18 protein-coding genes are annotated in these 17,507 nt (G+C 68.4%); 13 read left to right on the top strand and 5 right to left on the bottom strand.

What is annotated here, in order from left to right:
• Positions 1-4: 4 nt before the first annotated feature.
• The 3 genes from AB1K63_RS12765 to AB1K63_RS12755 are packed head-to-tail and all read right to left on the bottom strand — an operon-like array spanning position 5 to position 1,753.
• Entirely contained in the window at positions 5-523 is a 519-nt protein-coding gene (locus AB1K63_RS12765) for a sterol desaturase family protein (RefSeq protein WP_366960561.1), read from the bottom strand.
• Positions 520-1,299: a fatty acid desaturase gene (locus AB1K63_RS12760; RefSeq protein ID WP_366960560.1), complete on the bottom strand. Its 780-nt coding sequence runs from the start codon at positions 1,297-1,299 to the stop codon at positions 520-522. The genes AB1K63_RS12765 and AB1K63_RS12760 overlap by 4 nt, the downstream gene beginning before the upstream one ends.
• Before the next feature lie 46 nt (positions 1,300-1,345).
• Positions 1,346-1,753 (bottom strand): thioesterase family protein, encoded by a 408-nt coding sequence (locus tag AB1K63_RS12755; protein ID WP_366960559.1) that lies wholly within the window; start codon positions 1,751-1,753, stop codon positions 1,346-1,348.
• Positions 1,754-1,899: 146 nt separating this feature from the next.
• On the opposite strand from AB1K63_RS12755, the gene AB1K63_RS12750 reads away from it, so the two are divergent.
• From AB1K63_RS12750 to AB1K63_RS12705, 10 genes are all read left to right on the top strand, one after another.
• Entirely contained in the window at positions 1,900-2,058 is a 159-nt protein-coding gene (locus AB1K63_RS12750) for an isopropylmalate isomerase (protein ID WP_366960558.1), read from the top strand.
• Between the two features lie 55 nt (positions 2,059-2,113).
• The gene (locus AB1K63_RS12745) at positions 2,114-3,112 is read left to right on the top strand and encodes an NADPH:quinone oxidoreductase family protein (protein WP_366960557.1); all 999 of its coding nucleotides are present in this window, start codon (positions 2,114-2,116) and stop codon (positions 3,110-3,112) included.
• Positions 3,113-3,181: 69 nt separating this feature from the next.
• Positions 3,182-3,505, top strand: coding sequence for a DUF1476 domain-containing protein (locus AB1K63_RS12740; protein WP_366960556.1), 324 nt, complete (start codon positions 3,182-3,184; stop codon positions 3,503-3,505).
• Positions 3,506-3,509: 4 nt separating this feature from the next.
• The gene (locus AB1K63_RS12735; protein WP_366960555.1) at positions 3,510-3,746 is read left to right on the top strand and encodes a BolA family transcriptional regulator; all 237 of its coding nucleotides are present in this window, start codon (positions 3,510-3,512) and stop codon (positions 3,744-3,746) included.
• Between the two features lie 51 nt (positions 3,747-3,797).
• Positions 3,798-4,127: a Grx4 family monothiol glutaredoxin gene (grxD, locus tag AB1K63_RS12730; protein WP_366960553.1), complete on the top strand. Its 330-nt coding sequence runs from the start codon at positions 3,798-3,800 to the stop codon at positions 4,125-4,127.
• 288 nt (positions 4,128-4,415) lie between these two features.
• Entirely contained in the window at positions 4,416-5,204 is a 789-nt protein-coding gene (locus tag AB1K63_RS12725; protein WP_366960552.1) for an NUDIX domain-containing protein, read from the top strand.
• A 124-nt stretch (positions 5,205-5,328) separates the two neighbouring features.
• Positions 5,329-6,849 (top strand): permease, encoded by a 1,521-nt coding sequence (locus tag AB1K63_RS12720; protein ID WP_366960551.1) that lies wholly within the window; start codon positions 5,329-5,331, stop codon positions 6,847-6,849.
• Complete coding sequence (locus AB1K63_RS12715) at positions 6,846-7,865, top strand: serine hydrolase (RefSeq protein WP_366960550.1); 1,020 nt, start codon at positions 6,846-6,848, stop codon at positions 7,863-7,865. Before AB1K63_RS12720 ends, AB1K63_RS12715 begins: the two co-directional genes overlap by 4 nt.
• Positions 7,866-7,965: 100 nt before the next feature.
• Positions 7,966-10,026 carry a prolyl oligopeptidase family serine peptidase gene (locus tag AB1K63_RS12710; protein ID WP_366960549.1) on the top strand — a complete coding sequence of 687 codons (2,061 nt, stop codon included), beginning with the start codon at positions 7,966-7,968 and terminating at the stop codon, positions 10,024-10,026.
• Positions 10,023-11,894: an amidohydrolase family protein gene (locus AB1K63_RS12705; protein ID WP_366960548.1), complete on the top strand. Its 1,872-nt coding sequence runs from the start codon at positions 10,023-10,025 to the stop codon at positions 11,892-11,894. The genes AB1K63_RS12710 and AB1K63_RS12705 overlap by 4 nt, the downstream gene beginning before the upstream one ends.
• 4 nt (positions 11,895-11,898) lie before the next feature.
• Here AB1K63_RS12705 and AB1K63_RS12700 read toward each other — a convergent pair whose 3' ends face one another.
• A complete protein-coding gene (locus AB1K63_RS12700; protein WP_366960547.1) occupies positions 11,899-12,780 on the bottom strand; it encodes an N-acetylmuramic acid 6-phosphate etherase in 882 nt (293 codons plus the stop codon).
• A 71-nt stretch (positions 12,781-12,851) separates the two neighbouring features.
• Here AB1K63_RS12700 and AB1K63_RS12695 point away from each other — a divergent pair, with 71 nt between their 5' ends.
• Both AB1K63_RS12695 and nagA read left to right on the top strand, forming a co-directional pair.
• A complete protein-coding gene (locus AB1K63_RS12695) occupies positions 12,852-13,880 on the top strand; it encodes an SIS domain-containing protein (protein WP_366960546.1) in 1,029 nt (342 codons plus the stop codon).
• On the top strand, positions 13,877-15,016 hold the full coding sequence (gene nagA, locus AB1K63_RS12690) for an N-acetylglucosamine-6-phosphate deacetylase (protein WP_366960545.1): 1,140 nt from the start codon (positions 13,877-13,879) through the stop codon (positions 15,014-15,016). Before AB1K63_RS12695 ends, nagA begins: the two co-directional genes overlap by 4 nt.
• Here the strand turns inward: nagA and AB1K63_RS12685 are convergent.
• Complete coding sequence (locus tag AB1K63_RS12685; protein WP_366960544.1) at positions 15,013-15,879, bottom strand: BadF/BadG/BcrA/BcrD ATPase family protein; 867 nt, start codon at positions 15,877-15,879, stop codon at positions 15,013-15,015. The genes nagA and AB1K63_RS12685 overlap by 4 nt on opposite strands.
• A 156-nt stretch (positions 15,880-16,035) precedes the next feature.
• Here AB1K63_RS12685 and dacB point away from each other — a divergent pair, with 156 nt between their 5' ends.
• Positions 16,036-17,505, top strand: coding sequence for a D-alanyl-D-alanine carboxypeptidase/D-alanyl-D-alanine-endopeptidase (gene dacB / locus AB1K63_RS12680; protein WP_366960543.1), 1,470 nt, complete (start codon positions 16,036-16,038; stop codon positions 17,503-17,505).
• Positions 17,506-17,507 lie beyond the last annotated feature (2 nt).

The following is a 17,507-nucleotide window of genomic DNA, read 5'->3' as shown; positions in this document are numbered from 1 at the left end:
TCCGTCAGGCGCCGGCGCTCTCGCGCACGACTGCGATGCCGGCTTCGCGCTGGCGCCTGAGTTCCGCCTTCAGCTTGGCCGGGTCGCGCGCCCAGACGAAGCCGAAACTGACGCCGCCCTCGCGCCCGATGGTCGCGTGGTGCAGCTTGTGCGCCTGGACCAGGCGCTTGGCGTAACCGCGCTTGGGCACGAAACGGAAATAACGCTGGTGGACCAGCCCGTCGTGAATGAAGGTGTAGATCACGCCATAGATCAGCACGCCCACGCCGATCCACGTCGCCGGCTCCCACGCCGCATCGCCAAGCACGATCTCGCTACCCCAGGCGAATAGGCCGATGCTCATCGCCGCGCCGACCAGCGCGTATAGGTCGTTGCGCTCGAGCATGTTGTCGTGCGGCTCGTGATGGTCGCGATGCCACGCCCAGCCGAAGCCGTGCATGACGTATTTGTGCATCGCCCAGGCGTAGATTTCCATGGCCACGACCGTGGCGATGACGATGGCGAGGATGGCAGGAAGGCTCATGGCCGGGCTCCGTCGAGTGCCAGGGACCGCTCCGCCGCGACGGCGCGCCTCTTCGCGGGCAGCGCCCACCACGGCGTGTGCGGATGGCAGTGGTGTTCGTGGTGATAGCCGAAATGGTAGCAGCTGGCGAGGCTTGCAAGCGAGCCGAACCCGTCGCTGCGCGCGCGGTGACGGTCCGCGAACGGCTCCCCGCCCTGCCGATGCGGGCGATAGGTGCCGAAATAGAATAGCTGGATGGACGAGGCGATGGACGGCAGCGCGTAGAAGAACAGCATCTTGCCGACCGACACGTCGAAGGCGAGATGGCAGATCCAGAACACCGCGACCACGAAGACGATCGAGGTCCAGCCGAAATAGCGGCGCAGGAACACGCCGTACCATGGCCAGAAGGCTTCCGGATGATCCGCCGCGAAATCCGGATCGGACGCGGTGCCCGGCGCCTTGTGATGCGCGAAATGCGCCGTCTTCAGCTTGTCCCAGTCGAAACCTGCGTAGAGGAACAGCAATGTCGCGCCGACCGCGGCATTGACCCGCGGCATGCCGGGCGCGAGCGAGCCATGCATCGCGTCGTGGCTGACGATAAACAGGCCGACGAACAGCCAGCACAGGAGCGCCGCGATCCCGATGGCGAAGGGCGCGTTGCCCCAGCTGAAGTCGAAGGCGAACAGCGCGTACCCCAGCACACCGAGCCAGGCGGCGAATATCGCCGAGGCGAGCGATAGCCCGATCAGGGCCTGTTGCCGGTTCCTGGAAATGCGTCTGGGTTCGCGGACCATGCCCCGCCTTATCCCGGGCGAGGATGAATGGAAACAGAAGCTTGCGTCAGCGCGCTTCGGCGCGGGGAAAGAAATAGGACGCGATTTCCTCGCCGATGCGGGCAGGCCGCAGGCTTTCGGCGTCGATGCAGCACCAGCTGGACTTCACTTCGGCCAGCACTTCTCCGCCGCGTTCGATGACGGTGTGGTAGAAGGCGCGTGCGCCCTTCACCTGTTCCAGCACGGTGCTGGCGATGACGTCATCCTCGAGGAAAGCGGGCTTGCGATAGGTGATCTCGTGCTTGAGCGCGACCCAGGCCCGCTGCGCCACCGCGTCCGCCGGCGCGAACTTGCGCCAGTGCGCCAGCACCGCATCCTGCACCCAGCCCAGGTAACGGGCATTGTTCACATGACCCATGAAATCGATGTCCGCGGGCTTGATCGTGATCGGGAAGGCAAAGGGTTTTGCTGACATGAGTGTCAATTAGCAGCCATATCCTTTCAAAGCCATGACGATGGCGGCCCTTTCGCAAAAGAATCTCAGACCGATCCGGAAAGGAGGTCCGTCGCAAGGTGTCGCAGGGGCTTGCGCGGCCTGCGCGTCATGTTCATTGGAGCGGCATGACCAGCAAGAAACTCGCGGGCAAGGCGGCCATCGGGGCCGCGACGATCGGTTCGGCGGCCATTGCCGCGGCGCTGCTCTACGTCACGAAGCGCAAGCGCGATGACCGGGGCAAGGCGCCCGAGGCACCCAGCGGGGAGCCGGCCGAAACCGACTGACCAGCCCCTCGACGTGCCCTTGGCGCGCAGCAACATCAATGGGAGACAATCGCACATGAAGGCACTTCGCACGCACGCCGTCGGCGGACCCGAGACACTCACGCTGGACGAGGTCGACGCGCCCAAGCCGGGCGCCGGCGAGTTGCTGGTGCGGGTCAAGGCCTGCGCGATCAACTTTCCCGACACACTGATCATCCGCGATCTCTACCAGTTCAAGCCGGAGCGCCCCTTCGCGCCCGGCGGCGAGATTTCCGGCGTGGTCGAGGAAGTGGGCGAAGGCGTCACGGATTTCGCACCCGGTGACCGCGTGCTGGCCGGCATCGGACATGGCGGGCTGGTCGAACAGGTCACAGTCCAGGCCGGCCGCGCCTTCAAGGTGCCCGAGGGGGTCCCGTTCGAAAAGGCCGCATCGCTCCTGATGACCTACGGCACCACGATCCACGGCCTGAAGGACCGCGGTCACATCAAGGAAGGCGATACCGTGCTAGTCCTGGGCGCAGCGGGCGGCGTGGGCCTGTCCGCGGTCGAACTGGCCAAGGCTTACGGCGCACGCGTCGTCGCGGCGGTGTCCAGCGAGGAAAAGGGCGAAGTCGCACGCAAGGCCGGCGCGGACGAGGTCGTGATCTACACCAGGGACGAGATGGACAAGGCCGCGTCCAAGGATTTGGCGGCCAAGTTCAAGGAGGCCTGCGGCCCGAACGGCGCCAACATCGTCTACGACATCGTCGGCGGGCAGTATTCGGAGCCTGCGCTGCGTTCCATCGCCTGGGAAGGCCGCTTCCTCGTGGTCGGTTTCCCGGCGGGCATCGCGAAGATGCCGCTCAACCTGACGCTGCTGAAAAGCTGCGACATCTGCGGCGTCTTCTGGGGTGCGTTCACCGCGCGCGAACCGGCAAAGTTCCGCGCGCAGGTCGCCGAACTGTTCGACCTGATGCAGGCCGGCAAGATCGATCCGCTGGTGTCCGAAACCTATCCGCTGGAACGCGGCGGCGATGCGATCGCGAAGCTCGACAGCCGCACCGCCGTGGGCAAGCTCGTCGTCACGATCGACTGATCGCCGCTTGTCCCGCCACCGGCAGGCGCCTATTTCGATATCCGACACCGCCTTACGGAGAGCAGGACCATGACCGATTTCAACGACCGCCGGAAGGGCGAGGAACGCAAGTTCGCGATGGACGAGGAAACCGCCTTCAAGGTGGCGGCGCGGCGCAACCGCCTGCTGGGCGAGTGGGCGGCGGGCCTCATGAACCTGACCGAAGAGGAAACCGACGCTTACAAGAAGGCGGTCGTGCAGGCCGATTTCGAGGAAGCGGGCGACGAGGACGTGATCCGCAAGCTGCTGGGCGACCTGACCGCCGCGGACTGCGACGTGAGCGAGGACGACATCCGCGCCAAGCTGGAAGAAAAGACCGTGGAAGCGCGTCGCCAGCTGATGGAGCAGAGCTGATCCCATGCCGATGAGCGCTGCCGAAATCGAAGGCATGATCAAGGCCGCCCTGCCCGATGCCGAGGTGGAGATCACCGACCTCAAGGGCGACGGCGACCATTATGCCGCGCGGGTCGTTTCCCCGGCCTTTGCCGGCAAGAGCCGGGTCGCGCAGCACAAGATGGTCTACGGGGCGCTGGACGGTAAGATGGGCGGCGTGCTGCATGCCTTGCAACTGACCACGCAAGCTCCCACGTCCTGACCAGCAGACTTGCAGTAATCTTCACCCAGTAATTTTCGGGGGCGCACAGCCATGACCGACACCAATTCCCGCATCGCCGATCTCGTCGGCGCCAACGACGTCGTCCTCTTCATGAAGGGCACGCCGCTGTTCCCGCAATGCGGCTTTTCCAACCGCGCGGTTTCCATCCTCGACCATTGCGGCGTCGCCTACGAAAGCGTCGACGTGCTGCAGGACATGGAAATCCGGCAGGGCATCAAGAGCTATTCCGACTGGCCAACCATCCCCCAGCTTTACGTGAAGGGCGAATTCGTCGGCGGCAGCGACATCATGCTCGAAATGTTCGAGGCGGGCGAGCTGCAGACGCTGATGGACGAGAAGCAGGTCGCGAAGGCCGGCTGAGGCTTTCACTCGTCCGACAAGAAAAAAGGCCCGCTTCCGGGGGCTTGGAAGCGGGCCTGTCGGGGGCTCGGCACCGTGGGAGACTTTGGTCGGTGCCGACGTTTTCTACCGAGGACCAATCGATATGCCCTGACAGATGCAGGGCCCGTGCCAGTTTCGGCGATTGACCGGTTTGCGCCCGTTGCGATGGTGAACGCGCATTAACGCCTCGCCCGCGATGTAAAATCTCCCGACATACATGGCATCCGTCGCTTGGCTTCGCCCCGCACCTGCGCCACATCCTGCATCATGGATTCCCCCTCCCCGGCCCCTGCCAGCGATGAAGCGATCCCGGCGGCAACGCTGGTCGTGTTTCGGCGCGCTGCCGATGGCGGTGCGCCCGAATTCCTGATGGTAACACGGTCGCGCTCGCTCGCGTTTGCCGGCGGCATGGTGGTCTTTCCCGGCGGCAGGGTCGATCCGGCCGATCTGGCGCTTGCCGCCACGCTCGAAACCCCGCTCGATGCCGAAGAGGCCGCCCATCGCATCGCCGCCATTCGCGAGACGCTGGAGGAAACCGGCCTGGCGGTCGGCTTTGCCGATACGATCGACGCGGCAAGCGCGGCACGGGCGCGCGACCTGCTGCTGGAAACCGGGCGACTGGCGACCGTGCTCGACGATACCGGCTGGCGGCTCGAACTCGACCGGTTGCTGCCCTTCGCCCGCTGGCACCCCAAGAACGAGAAGCTGTCCCGCGTCTTCGACACGCGGTTCTACCTGGTCGATATCGGCACCGGTGCGGTCCAGGTGGCCGTGGACGAGACGGAGAACAGCCGCCTGTTCTGGAGCAGCGCCAGCGATACGCTCGCCGCGGCTGACCGCGGCGAGCTGTCCGTGATCTACCCGACCCGGCGCAATCTGGAACGGCTGGCCCGGTTCCGGGACTTCGACGAAGCCGCCGAGGATTGCGCGCGTCATCCCGTGCGTACGGTGACCCCCTTCCTGCAGGAACGGGACGGTGTCACCTGGCTCTGCATCGACGACGATCTCGGCTATCCCGTGACCGGCGAACCGATCGATGCGGCCATGCGCGGCTGATCCGCGCAAGCCCCCGCTTCGCCCATAGCCGCGGGTTATCTTCTCCCGCCCCTTTCCGCCGCGCCGATTGACAACCGACCTCAGGTTGGGGCCAACCTTGCGGCGGATGGACGAGAGGACAGGCATGGCGACGGGCGGACGTCAGGACACACCGCCCGGCAGCGGCACGCCCGCAATACCCGCACGGCGCATCCTGCCGCTCTACCTGCTGCTCGGTTTTGCCGCCGGCCTGCCCTTCTTCATGTTCAACGCCGTGTTGCTGTTGCGCATGGCGCGGCACGATATCGACATCGTCACCATCGGCTACTTCGCCTGGGTCGCGCTTCTGCCGACCTTCAAGTTCGTCTGGTCGCCGCTGGTGGACAAGTATTCGGTCCCGGGTTTCGCGCGTTTCTGGGGCAAGCGGCGCGGCTGGATCATGCTGTCGCAGCTCGGCATCTTCGCCTCCATGGTGGGGATGGCCTTCACTAGTGACGATACGAACCTGCCCATGGTCGCGCTGTTCGCGATTCTGCTCGCCTTCTGGACTACCACGCTGGAAGTTGCGGCGGACGGCTGGCGCATCGAACTCGCCCCCACGCAGGAACAGCAGGCGCCGATCGTGGCCGCGAACCTGTGGGGATACCGCAGCGCGATGGTCGCGGCGGGCAGCGGCGCGGTGCTGATCGCGGCGCGGGCGGACTGGACAGTGGCCTATCTGGCGATTGCCGTGGCCGCCTTCGCTCCCTTCCCCGCGCTCGCGCTGACCCGTGCCGAACCGGGCGCCACCGGCAGACGCTGGCGTTCGCTCGGCATCGGCATGGCGGCGGGTTCGGTCATCCTCGCCATGTCCTGCGCCATCGTGGCGGTCCTCGGCTGGCTGCTGCTGTCGGGCGCTGCGGCCGCCGGCATTGGATCGGACGCGAACCTGACTCCGGTGGTCATCGTGCTGGCGCTGCTGCCCTTCGCGATCCTCGCGCTCGCCCTGCCGCGCATCCGGAAACTGGCGCCCGATGCGCCCCTGCTGCGCTCGACCACCTTCGGGCCCTTCGTCGACATCTTCTGGCGATACGGCTTCGCGACGCTGCTCGTGCTGGGGTTCGTGTCGCTCTACCGCGTGGGCGACGTGCTCGCGCTCACGCTATCCCATCCGATGTGGGACGCGCGTGGCTACTCGCTCGACCAGATCGGCATCGCGGACGGCGCGGTGGCCCTGCCCGCCAGCATGCTGGGCGTGGCGCTAGGCAGCTGGATGGCGGCGAAGTGGCGCCTGTCCTGGGCGCTGGCGGCGGGCGCACTGGTCGCCGCGATCGGCAACTGGGTCTATGTCTGGCTGTGGTGGGTCGAGCCCGAAGGCTGGATCCTTTACGCCAGCGTCGCGGCGGACCAGTTCGGCAACGGGCTCGCGGGCGCGGTGTTCGTGGTCTACCTGTCGATGCTGGTGAACCCGCGCTTCCCTGCGGCGCAATACGCCTTCCTGTCGGGATTTGCCTTCCTGCTCGCGCGGCTGCTGGCAGGCGCATCGGGCGAAATGCAGCTTCAGATCGGCTATGACGGGTTCTTCATCCTGACCGGCGCGGCCAGCCTTGCCGCGGTGGTCTTCCTTCCCTTCCTCGCGCGGACACGGTCGCACGGGGACAGCGCCGGCCCCGAGGAGGCTGCATGATCGACGAAATCTGCCGCGATGGCTTCGCGCCGGCTGCCCGCATGATCGAGAACGGACGGATGCCGGGCGTGGCGCTCGGCGTGCTCGGCCCGGACGGGGGAACCGCGGTCGCGCTGGACGGCATGGCGGCGATAGTGCCCGAACGCGAGGCGCTGACCCGCGACCACTGGTTCGATCTCGCCTCGCTGACCAAGGTGATCGCCACGACCACCATCGTTCTGAAGCTGGTGGAGGACGGGCGCCTCGATCTCGATGCCCCGCTGGCCAGCATCATCCCGGACCTGCGGCAATACGATGTCGAACACGCGGGCGAGCGGCGGCTGACCATCCGGCAGTGCCTGGCGCACAACACTTTCCTGCCTGCCGTATTCCCGATCTACACCTATGCGGACGATCCGCTGCGCGCGCGCGCCTTCGTGCTGCAGCGCGAATGGGCGCACGGATCGCCCGCCTATTCGGACATCAATTTCATCCTGCTCGGCATCGCGATCGAGCGGATCACCGGCGCGCCGCTTGGCGACTGGCCGCTCGGCGAAGGGCTGTCCTGGGGGCCGCCCCCCGGCCCCGCTGTCGCGACCGAGTTCTGCACCTGGCGGGGCCGGGTCCTGAAGGGCGAGGTGCATGACGAGAACGCCGCGGCGCTGGGCGGCATGCCGGGCCATGCGGGCCTGTTCGGCACGGTCGACGGGGTTCTGGGCTTCGCCCGGGCGTTGATGGCGGGAGAAATCCTGTCGCCCGCCTCGATGGATCTCATCCGCCGCTCGCAGTTCCACCACCGCACTTGCGGCTGGGAAATGGCCTATGGCGGATGGTCCGGCGGAGAGGCCTGCTCGCGCCGGACGATCGGCCATACCGGCTTTACCGGCACCGGCCTCTGGATCGATTTCGAGCGGGAGATGGCGTGGACGCTGCTGACCAACCGGGTCCATCCGACCCGCCACGGGGGCCGCGCGATCTACGAATTGCGCCCGCAGGTGAGCGATGCGGTGATCGCGGCGTGGGACGCGGCGCACTGACGCCTCTTCATGCGCGATCCGCGCGCGGCCATAACCTGCCGGCATGACGGGCCGATCCCGCGCTTGCCATCGCGCCGCGCCCCACCCTAGTCAGGCGGTCATGCGATTTCTCGTCCCGTTCCTCGCCGCGCTGACGCTCGCGCTCTCCGGCACGCCGGCTCTCGCGCGGGACGACACTGCCGCGCCGCTTTCGCTTGAGCAGAGCCAGGAGCAACTGGCAGAGAACATGGCCGTGCCCTTCGCGTCGGGCCTCGTCGGGGCGAAGGACGCGCCGGTCTTCGCCTGGGTCGAGAACGCGGCCGGCGTGCGCAATGTCTGGATCGGCCGCCCGGACGCGGCGGCGCGGATGCGCACGCAGTTCACGGCGGATGACGGGATCGAGCTGTACGACCTCGCCGTCGATCCCGCGGGAACCCGCATCGCCTGGGTGCGCGGCGGCGATTCCGGGTTTTCGGACGGCCCGCTGCCCAACACCACCCCCCTCCCCGAAGCGCCCGAGCAGACGCTGTTCCTCGCCGACATCGCCGGCGACGGCGCTGCGCAGGCGATCGGCCGGGGGCACAGCCCGCTCTTCTCGCCCGACGGATCGCGCATCGTGTTCGTGCGCGGCAGCGCGATCTTTGTCTGGAGCGCTGCGGAGGGCGCGCGCGAAGTGGCCGATGTCGACGGATCGATCGGCGACCTGGGCTGGTCGCCGGATGGAAATCGTATCGCCTTTCGCGAGCTTCGCTCGGGCCACAGCATCGTGGGCGTGCTCGACCTCGCCGAGGGATCGCTGCGCTATATCGGCGCGGCGCTCGGCTATTCGAGCGGCCCGGCCCTGTCGCCCGACGGGCGCGAAGTTGCCTGGATCCAGTTCCGTGAACCGCCCCCGAAGTTCGAGGACAGCACACGCTCCTTCTGGTCCGTCCAGGTCGGCGATATCGCCAGCGGCGCCGTGCGCACCGTATGGACCGCGCCCGAGGGCGAAGGCGGGCAGTATTACGGCACCCGCGCGCGCAACCTGTTCTGGACCGGATCGGGCCACCTCCTGTTCCCCTACGAAGGCACGGGCTGGCTCCACATCCTCGCCGTACCCGCCGCAGGCGGCCCCGCGCGCGACCTGACGCCCAACGCGAACGAGGTCGAGAACTTCATCCCCACGCCCGACGGGCGCGGCGTGGTCTATTCCGCCAATCCCGGCAATCTGGACAGTCGCACGCTATGGCGCGCGGACATCGCCAGCGGCGCGACCGAACGGCTGACGGGCGAGGACGTGTTCGCCTTCTTCCCGACCTTCGGCGGCGAGCGGCTGGCCGCTTCCGTCACCACGGCGAGCGCGCCGGCCCATCCGGTTCTGGTAGACGGCATGCAGCCGCTGGGCCCGGTGGCCCGCGTCGCCTATCCCGCGCCGCGATCGGTGACCTTCACCGCTTCGGACGGGGAGACGGTGTACGGCCAGTATTTCCGCGGCGCCGGTGCCGGACCGCACCCGGCGCTGATCTTCGCCCATGGCGGCCCGCGCCGCCAGATGCTGCCGGGTTTCATGCCGCTCTATTACTACCACAACACCTATATCCGGAACCAGGAGTTCGCCGCCGCCGGGTACGATGTGCTGTCGGTGAACTACCGCAGCGGCACCAATTATGGCCGCGCCTTTCGCGAGGCACCGGAAAAGGCCCGGGCCGGGGCGTCCGAATATCGCGACATCCTGGCCGGCGCGCGCTGGCTGGGCGAACAGCCGGGCGTCGATGACGAGCGGATCGGCATCTGGGGCGGCAGCTGGGGCGGATACCTCGCCGCGCTGGCTCTGGCGCGCGACAGCGCCATCTTCAAGGCGGGCGTGGACCTCCACGGCGTGCACGCCATGGTCCGCCCGGTCGCCGACACCTACTCGCCCGAGGAAATCCGCGAGATCCAGCAGTTGCAGTGGGATTCCTCCCCCATGGGTTCGATCGAGGACTGGCGCTCGCCCGTCCTGATCATCCACGGCGACGACGACCGCAACGTCGATTACCGCCAGTCGCTGCTGCTGGCGCGCGAACTGGAAGCGCGCGGCGTCCCGTTCGAGGAGATCGCCTTTCCCAACGAACGGCACGATTTCTTCCGCTTCGAAAACTGGCTGATCGCGATGCGCGCGAGCGGCGCCTTCCTCGACCGCCACCTGAAGCCGGGCGAATGATCCGCCCCGCGCTCGGCTGGCTGGTCGCCGCGACGCTGGCCATGGCGGCCGGCAGCGCACCCGCCATCGCGCAGGACGCGGAGGACCCCGTAATCCTCATCCGCGATGCGCGCGTGTTCGATGCGGTGGACGGGCAGGTCCGCCGGGCCGACGTGCTGGTCGAAGGCGAGCGGATCGCGCGCATCGCGCCGCGCATTCCCCGCCCTTCCGGCGCGCAGATCGTCGATGCGGAAGGCGGAACGCTGATCCCCGGCCTGCACGACCTGCACACCCATCTGCGCTCGTCGGCCTATGGCGGGCCGGAAGACATGGCCAAGGCCTGGACCGGCTATCTCCTGAACGGCGTCACCACGGTCAACGACTACTCCGTCTCGGCCGAAATGCTGGAGCCGATCCGCGGCCTGACCACCGGCCCGGACGCGCTATGGGCGCCGCATCTCAACCTCGCGGTCCGCGCCGGGGTCCCGGGCGGACACGGCACCGAATATGGCTGGGGCGACTTCTTCACGATGAAGGCCGCCAGCCCGCGGGCCGCGCGCCTGATCATGGACACCGCGCTGCCCTATCGCCCCGACGTGGTAAAGGTCTTCGCCGATGGCTGGCGTTACAATCGCGGGCCCGACCTCAATTCGATGGACACGCCCACTCTCACCTCGATCGTGGAAGCGGCCCACGCGCAAGGCACGCCGGTGGTGACGCACACGGTGACGCGCGAAGGCGCGATGGTCGCCGCATCCGCCGGGGTGGACGCGGTGGTGCACGGCATCGGGGACGAGCCGGCCGATGCGGAACTGATCGCCCTCATGCGCGAAAGCGGCACCGCCTATGTGGCGACGATGGTGGTGTACGAGCCGGACGACGTGCGCCGGATCACCGCGCGGGAGGAAACCGTCCTGTCCTCCCCCGAACTGGCGCGCGAGGCGGCCCGAGCCGCGCGCGGCAACCGCCCCGTGGCTCCGCTGGTCACCGACCGCTGGGCGGTGCTGAAGGACAATCTGCGCGGCATGCACGCGGCGGGCATCCCCATCGGGACCGGCACCGATGCGGGCATTTCCGGCGTCTATCACGGCAGTTCGCTGGTCCGGGAGATATTCTGGCTGGTCGAGCTTGGCCTCACACCGTCCGAAGCGCTGATTGCCGCGACCCGCACCAGCGCCGCGATCATGGGGCAGGCTGACGCCCACGGTACGCTGGAAGTCGGCAAGCGGGCAGACATGGTCCTGATCGATGGCCGCCCGGACGAGGACATTACCGAGCTGTGGCAAGTCGCGCGCGTCTGGAAGGCGGGCCGCGAAGTCCCGCTTGCGCAGCTTCGCGAACGGCGCGATGCCCCCGGCGTGACCCCGTTGCCAAGCGTGCGCATGACCGGCCCGATCCACACTGGGACACGCACCGACGGGCGCACGGACCTCGACACGCTGCCGGTGGATGCGACCGATGCGGGCAGCGATCACAGCAACATCGCCTTTGCCCATCGCCACGGGCCGGACGGGGACGCGCCGATCTTCAGCCTCGCCAGTTTCGGCGCCAATCCGCGTCCCTTCGCGCAACTCGTCCTGCCTTTAACAAAAGGCGCGGTGCTGCCCGCCGATGCGAGCGGCTTTTCCGGCATCGCGTTCGTTGCGCGCGGCGAAGGGACCTACCGGCTCAGGCTGGAAAGCTACGGCCTCAATGGCTCGCAGTGGTTCGGCAGCGAATTCGCGGCCGGCGACGCGGCGCGCGAATTCCGCCTGCCCTTCTCCGCCTTTGCCAGCGCGTCCAAGACTGCCACGCTGGACCTGGCGCGGCTGCGCGCGCTCCGCTTCGAACTGACCGGGGAGCCGGGCGGGACCGGCTGGCTCGAGCTGGACGATGTCCGCTTCTACTGATCGCTCAGGGCCGCAGGCGCTCCACCAGCGCGGCGAAGGGCTCGTCCCCCTCCAGCGCCGCGTGTGCCGCGCTATCGCCCAGGCCCAGTGCCAGCAGCACCGCGATGCGGATATCCCCCCCGGCGCGGTCCAGCATGGCGGCCGCGATATCCGGATCGACGCCCGCGACCAGCGTGATCATCGCCTCGGCCCGCTGGCGCAGCTTGGCGTTGGAAATGCGCATGTTCACCATCAGGCCGCGATAGACGAGGCCTTGGCGCAGCATGATCGCGGTCGAGAGCGCGTTGAGCGCCGCCTTCTGCGCGGTGCCCGCGCCCATCCGGGTCGATCCGGCGACCGCTTCGGCGCCGGTGTCGAGCAGGATCGCGTGCTCGCCCGCCGCCAGCAGCGCGCACCCCGGATTGTTGGCGACGGCGATGGTCAGCGCACCCCGCTCTCGCGCTTCCTCGATTGCCGCGATGGTGAACGGCGTGCGCCCGCTGGCGGCAACCCCGATCAGCACGTCCGCCGGGCCCAGTGCGGCATCCCGCACGGCCGCACGCCCCGCCGCCTCGTCGTCCTCCGCCCCTTCGACCGCGCGCATCATCGCGTCGGGTCCGCCGGCCAGGAAGAATGCCAGCCGGTCCTCCGGCCAGCCGAAAGTGGGCGTCAGCTCGACCCCGTCCTGCACGCCGATCCGGCCGGACGTCCCCGCGCCGGCATAGGCGATGCGGCCGGTGCGCCCCAGCCTCTCCGCCGCCTCGTCCGCCGCGGCGGCGATGGCATCGGAATCCGCAGACACGGCGCGCACGGCGTTCTCCTGCCCGTCCAGCATGGCGGAGACCGCGCGTTCCGTCGGCCATCGATCGATGTTCTCGTAACGCGGATCGATGGCTTCGGTGCTCATGCCCGCTGCCTACCGCCCCGCGCGGCGCCTTGCCAAGCCGGATCGGCGGCGCCGGTCCATGAGGCACGGCTATGACTGCGCCCTCGCAAATGTTCACGGAGGCGGCGCAGGCCCCTGCCCGCGTCGCGGCGCAGCTTGCCAGCAACAGGGAGCTGATGGCGGACGCGGTGGCGCGGCTGGAAACCCTCGACCCGCCCTTCGCCATCACGATTGCACGCGGATCGTCGGACCATGCCGCCGCCTTTGCCAAGCACCTGTTCGAGACGCGGCTGGGCCTGCCGACACTCAGCCAGTCGCCCTCGGTGGCGACGCTCTACCGCGCGACCTCCGAGAAACTGCGCGGCACGCTGGCGCTCGCGATCTCGCAGTCGGGACGCAGCCCGGACCTGATCGAAACCGCAATCGCCGCGCGCGAGAAGGGCGCGCTGCTGATCGCGATGGTCAACGACGCGTACTCTCCGCTGGCGCGCGAGGCGGACATTCTCGTGCCGCTCCATGCCGGGGAAGAACGCAGCGTGGCCGCGACCAAGAGCTACGTCGCCTCGCTGGTTGCCGTCGCGGACCTCGCCGCGCGCTGGGGACGCGATGCGGCACTGGCGGCGGCGCTCGACGCGATCGAACCGGCCCTCGACGATGCCTGGGCCGCGGACTGGGGCGCGATGGTGGACGCGCTGGCGACGACGCAACGCCTGCTGGTGCTGGGCCGCGGATCGACCGCGCCGATCGCTGCCGAAGCCGCGCTCAAGTTCAAGGAAGTGGCGCAGATCCACGCGGAAGCCTTCAGCAGCGCGGAAGTCGCGCACGGCCCCATGGCGCTGGTGCGCGAAGGCGATCCGGTCTTCGCCTTCGCCCCGCAGGACGCGGCGGCCGCCGGCTTCACGGACCGGCTGGATGCGCTGGCCCAGCGCGGCGCGCGCATCATCGGTGCCGGGGTCGCGGACGCGGCCGTCGCGTTGCCCGTTGCGCGTACAGCGGACCCGGCGATCGATGCCATCGGCATGGCCCTGAGTTTCTACCGCGCGGCCGAGGCGCTGGCGCGCCGGCGCGGCCTCGACCCGGACGATCCGCCGCACCTGTCCAAGGTCACCCGCACGCGATGAGCAGGACCGCGATCGGAGGCGCAGGGATCGTCTTGCCGGATGGCCTGAGGAACGATGCCTGGCTGGTGGTCGAGGACGGTCTAATCTCAGCCATCGCGGACCATGCGCCGGACGATGCGGACAGGCTCGAACTCGACGGCGGGTTCCTGTGCCCCGGTTTCATCGACACGCAGGTCAATGGCGGCGGCGGGGTGCTGTTCAACGACGACCCGTCTGTCGAGACCGTCGCCGCCATCGCCGGGGCGCATCGCCGCTTCGGCACCACCGGCCTCCTGCCGACGCTCATCAGCGACAATGCCGAAACCATCGCGCGCGCCATCGACGCGGTGGACGAGGCGATCCGCGCGGGCGTGCCCGGCGTGCTCGGAATCCACGTGGAAGGGCCGTTCCTGAACACGCAGCGCCGCGGCATACATGTCGAGCGCTTTATTCGCACTCCGACAGACACGGAAATCGAACTTCTCTGCCGTCCGTCCCCCGGCATCCGGCTGGTGACCCTCGCCCCCGAATGCGTGCCGCCGGGCACTATTTCGAAGCTCCGCGCCGCCGGTATCGTCGTCGCAGCGGGCCATTCCGCCGCCGGCTACGAGGCCACGCGCCATGCCCTCGACCGCGAAGGGCTGGACGGTTTCACCCATCTTTTCAATGCGATGACGCCCTTCGGATCGCGCGAACCGGGCATGGTCGGCGCCGCGCTTGAGGACCGCCGCAGCCGCTTCGGCCTGATCGTCGACGGCCACCACGTCCACCCCGCCAGCCTGCGCGTCGCCCTCGCCGCACGCGGCATCGACGGCGCGATGCTCGTCACCGACGCCATGCCCCCCGCCGGCACCGACCAGACCTCCTTCACCCTCCAGGGCCAGCCCATCACGGTCGAGGGAGGGAGCCTGCGCGGGGCCGACGGCACGCTTGCGGGAAGTGCGCTGACCATGGACCTCGCAGTGCGCAATGCCATGAAAATGTTGCATTTATCGCTGGACGAAGCCTGCCGCCTTGCGGCCTCGAACCCGGCCGCCTTCCTGCGCATGGAGAGGACCCGCGGGGCAATAGCACCCGGGTTCACGGCCGATCTCGTCCACCTCGATCCCGATCTGCATGTCCGCGACGTCTGGATCGCCGGCCGCCGTTTCGACTAGCCCGCCCTGTACCCGGCCAGCCACAGCGCCCCGTCCAGCGGATCGCCCTGAGCCTCGACCAGCCGCGCCACGGTCCGCTCCCGCAACCAGGGCTGCATGCGCGGTGCGAGCCCGCCCGCCAGCGCGCAACGCGGCGCGCCGCGCTGGAAAATCGTCTCGATAAACCGTTCGATGTGCTGGGCCGCATCTTCCACGATGGAGCGCGCGATCTCGTCGTTCGCTTCGGCGAAATCCATCACCAGCGGTGCGAAACTCGCGTAATCGGCGGGCTTCGCCTCGTCCATCCACGCGACTGCGCGGACCGTCTCGTGCCCGAAGCGCGCGGTCACCGCGCTGCTGAGCGGGGTGGGCTTCGTCCGTCCGTCCAGCGCCCGGAGCGCGTGCCGCATCGCGCTGAGCCCGAGCGCCGCACCGCTGCCCTCGTCCGAAATGGGAAAGCCGTACCCGCCGATCGCGAAGCTTTTCCCCTCGTGCATCACATGCGCCACACTGCCCGTTCCGATGACGAGGATCGCGCCGTCCGCACCGCCATGGGCCCCGAGATTGGCGATCATCCCGTCAGTGGCAAAAGCAGTCGACTGGTAAGGGAATTGCGCTGCTTCCAAGGCATCGCGCGCGCCCGGCCGCGAAAGCCCGGCGATCCCCGCTCCCATCGCGGTACGTCCCGTCGCCGCTTCGTCCAGCCCGGCTGCCGCCAGCGCAAGCGACCCGGTTTCCGCGAGCACGGCACGCACATGCTCGATACCTGCGCGGGTGTTGGCCGGTCCGCCTTCCCCTTCGCCAAGGACGGTGCCGTCCGCGTCGATCAGACGCGCCCGGCAGCGCGAACCGCCGGCATCGAACCCCAGGTAGAACTGCGCCATCGTGCCTCTCTCGCCCCGCCATATGAGGCCTTCCGGATACGCGGTGATCCGGGCACCCGCAATCCGCGCGGCAGCGCGAAGGGCGACCTATTGATGGCGGTTATGGCTGCATCGCCCGATGCTGGCATAGATGAGCCGCGCTGCTAAGCTCCCGCCATGCGAACTTTTACCGCGCTTGCAGCAGCCTGCCTTATAGCATCGCCCCTTGCCGCGCAGGAAGGCGCCCCGCCCGCGCCCTCGCTTCCGGCCCAGGCAGAGGACCAGGCCCTCCTGCAGCAGGTCGTCGCCATCCTCGCGGACGCACCCCCCGGAACGCGGTACGGCATCATGGTCGAGCGGGCGGATGGCAGCGAAGTGCTCAGCATCGCCCCGGACCAGCGGTTCATTCCGGCATCGAACACGAAAATCTATACCACGCTCGCCGCCTATGCCGACCTGCCCGCCATCCAGGCGGCGGCCCAGGGCACCGGAGTCCGGCTGGAACCTGCCGGCGACGGCACGTTCGATGTCGTCCTGGAGGGACGCGGCGAGGCCACGCTCTCCAGCGCACCGGACTGCACGGTCCAGTGCCTGTCCGTCCTCGCCGATGCCGTCGCCGCCCGTACGCCCCGCGTGCGAAACGTGGTCGGCGATGCGCGCTGGTATCCCGATCAGCGATGGAGCCCGGGGATGAGCTGGAACAACATGCCGTTCGGCTACGGGACAGGCATCTCCGCGCTTTCGCTCGACGACAACGAATTCGTCATGACCGTCACGCCCGCCGGCGACGACGCCGCCCCCGTCGTCACGAGCGGGGGATATTACCGGATCGACAACCGCGCGCGCAGCGTTGCCGGAACCGAAAACGAGATCGACATCTGGCGCATGCCCGGCAGCGATTTGATCGAACTTTCCGGCACGATCGGAACGGAGGCGGATCCCCGGACCTACACGCTAGGAATCGACGATCCGGCACGCTACGCGGCCTGGCGGCTGGCCCGCATGCTGGCCGATCGCGGCGTGACGGTCACAGGCGATTTGGAGGTTCGGCAGGCATCGCCGGCGAGGGCTTCCGATATCGACGAGAGCGGGACCGAAAACATGCTGGCGCAGCTTGCACCGGAAGACCTCGCCGCCGATGTCGTCACCATTAACAAGGTCAGCCAGAACATGCATTCGGAGCTGATGCTGCGCAGGATCGGTCGCGTGGCAGGCGATGGCTCGATCGAGTCCGGCCAGGCGGCCCTCGCGCGGGTCACGGCGCGCGCCGGACTGCCGGAGGGATCCTACCTATTGGCCGACGGATCAGGGATGTCGAGCTACAACAGGTTGACACCGCGCGGGACCACCGCGTTGCTGCGCTGGGCGGCAGAGCAACCTTGGGGCGCGACCTGGCGCGAGAGCCTGCCTGTGGGCGGAGAGGACGGTACGCTGGGACGTCGCTTCAGGGACACGCCTCTCGCCGGGCGAATTTTCGCCAAGACCGGGTCCCTCAACGCCTCGCGCGCCCTTTCGGGCTACCTCGTCACCACCAGCGGTGAGACCCTGGTCTTCTCGGCCTTTGCCAACGATATCCCGCCGGGCGAAGACGGTGCAGCAACTGCCGCGATGGACGCAGCCCTTCTTGCCATCGCGGCGGGGAACTGAGC

This window comes from Qipengyuania sp. JC766 (assembly GCF_040717445.1).
Classification (GTDB): Bacteria; Pseudomonadota; Alphaproteobacteria; order Sphingomonadales; family Sphingomonadaceae; genus JC766.
The sequence above is the reverse complement of the archived record's forward strand: the minus strand, read 5'-3'. Positions and strand labels throughout refer to the sequence as shown.

Coding starts and splice junctions, on each gene's coding strand:
- nagA (WP_366960545.1), top strand. CDS start 13,877: ATGAGCAGGACCGCGATCGGAGGCGCAGGGATCGTCTTGCCGGATGGC.
- AB1K63_RS12750 (WP_366960558.1), top strand. CDS start 1,900: ATGACCAGCAAGAAACTCGCGGGCAAGGCGGCCATCGGGGCCGCGACG.
- AB1K63_RS12695 (WP_366960546.1), top strand. CDS start 12,852: ATGACTGCGCCCTCGCAAATGTTCACGGAGGCGGCGCAGGCCCCTGCC.
- AB1K63_RS12700 (WP_366960547.1), bottom strand. CDS start 12,780: ATGAGCACCGAAGCCATCGATCCGCGTTACGAGAACATCGATCGATGG.
- AB1K63_RS12745 (WP_366960557.1), top strand. CDS start 2,114: ATGAAGGCACTTCGCACGCACGCCGTCGGCGGACCCGAGACACTCACG.
- AB1K63_RS12740 (WP_366960556.1), top strand. CDS start 3,182: ATGACCGATTTCAACGACCGCCGGAAGGGCGAGGAACGCAAGTTCGCG.
- AB1K63_RS12760 (WP_366960560.1), bottom strand. CDS start 1,299: ATGGTCCGCGAACCCAGACGCATTTCCAGGAACCGGCAACAGGCCCTG.
- AB1K63_RS12765 (WP_366960561.1), bottom strand. CDS start 523: ATGAGCCTTCCTGCCATCCTCGCCATCGTCATCGCCACGGTCGTGGCC.
- dacB (WP_366960543.1), top strand. CDS start 16,036: ATGCGAACTTTTACCGCGCTTGCAGCAGCCTGCCTTATAGCATCGCCC.
- AB1K63_RS12715 (WP_366960550.1), top strand. CDS start 6,846: ATGATCGACGAAATCTGCCGCGATGGCTTCGCGCCGGCTGCCCGCATG.
- AB1K63_RS12735 (WP_366960555.1), top strand. CDS start 3,510: ATGCCGATGAGCGCTGCCGAAATCGAAGGCATGATCAAGGCCGCCCTG.
- grxD (WP_366960553.1), top strand. CDS start 3,798: ATGACCGACACCAATTCCCGCATCGCCGATCTCGTCGGCGCCAACGAC.
- AB1K63_RS12685 (WP_366960544.1), bottom strand. CDS start 15,879: ATGGCGCAGTTCTACCTGGGGTTCGATGCCGGCGGTTCGCGCTGCCGG.
- AB1K63_RS12705 (WP_366960548.1), top strand. CDS start 10,023: ATGATCCGCCCCGCGCTCGGCTGGCTGGTCGCCGCGACGCTGGCCATG.
- AB1K63_RS12755 (WP_366960559.1), bottom strand. CDS start 1,753: ATGTCAGCAAAACCCTTTGCCTTCCCGATCACGATCAAGCCCGCGGAC.
- AB1K63_RS12720 (WP_366960551.1), top strand. CDS start 5,329: ATGGCGACGGGCGGACGTCAGGACACACCGCCCGGCAGCGGCACGCCC.
- AB1K63_RS12710 (WP_366960549.1), top strand. CDS start 7,966: ATGCGATTTCTCGTCCCGTTCCTCGCCGCGCTGACGCTCGCGCTCTCC.
- AB1K63_RS12725 (WP_366960552.1), top strand. CDS start 4,416: ATGGATTCCCCCTCCCCGGCCCCTGCCAGCGATGAAGCGATCCCGGCG.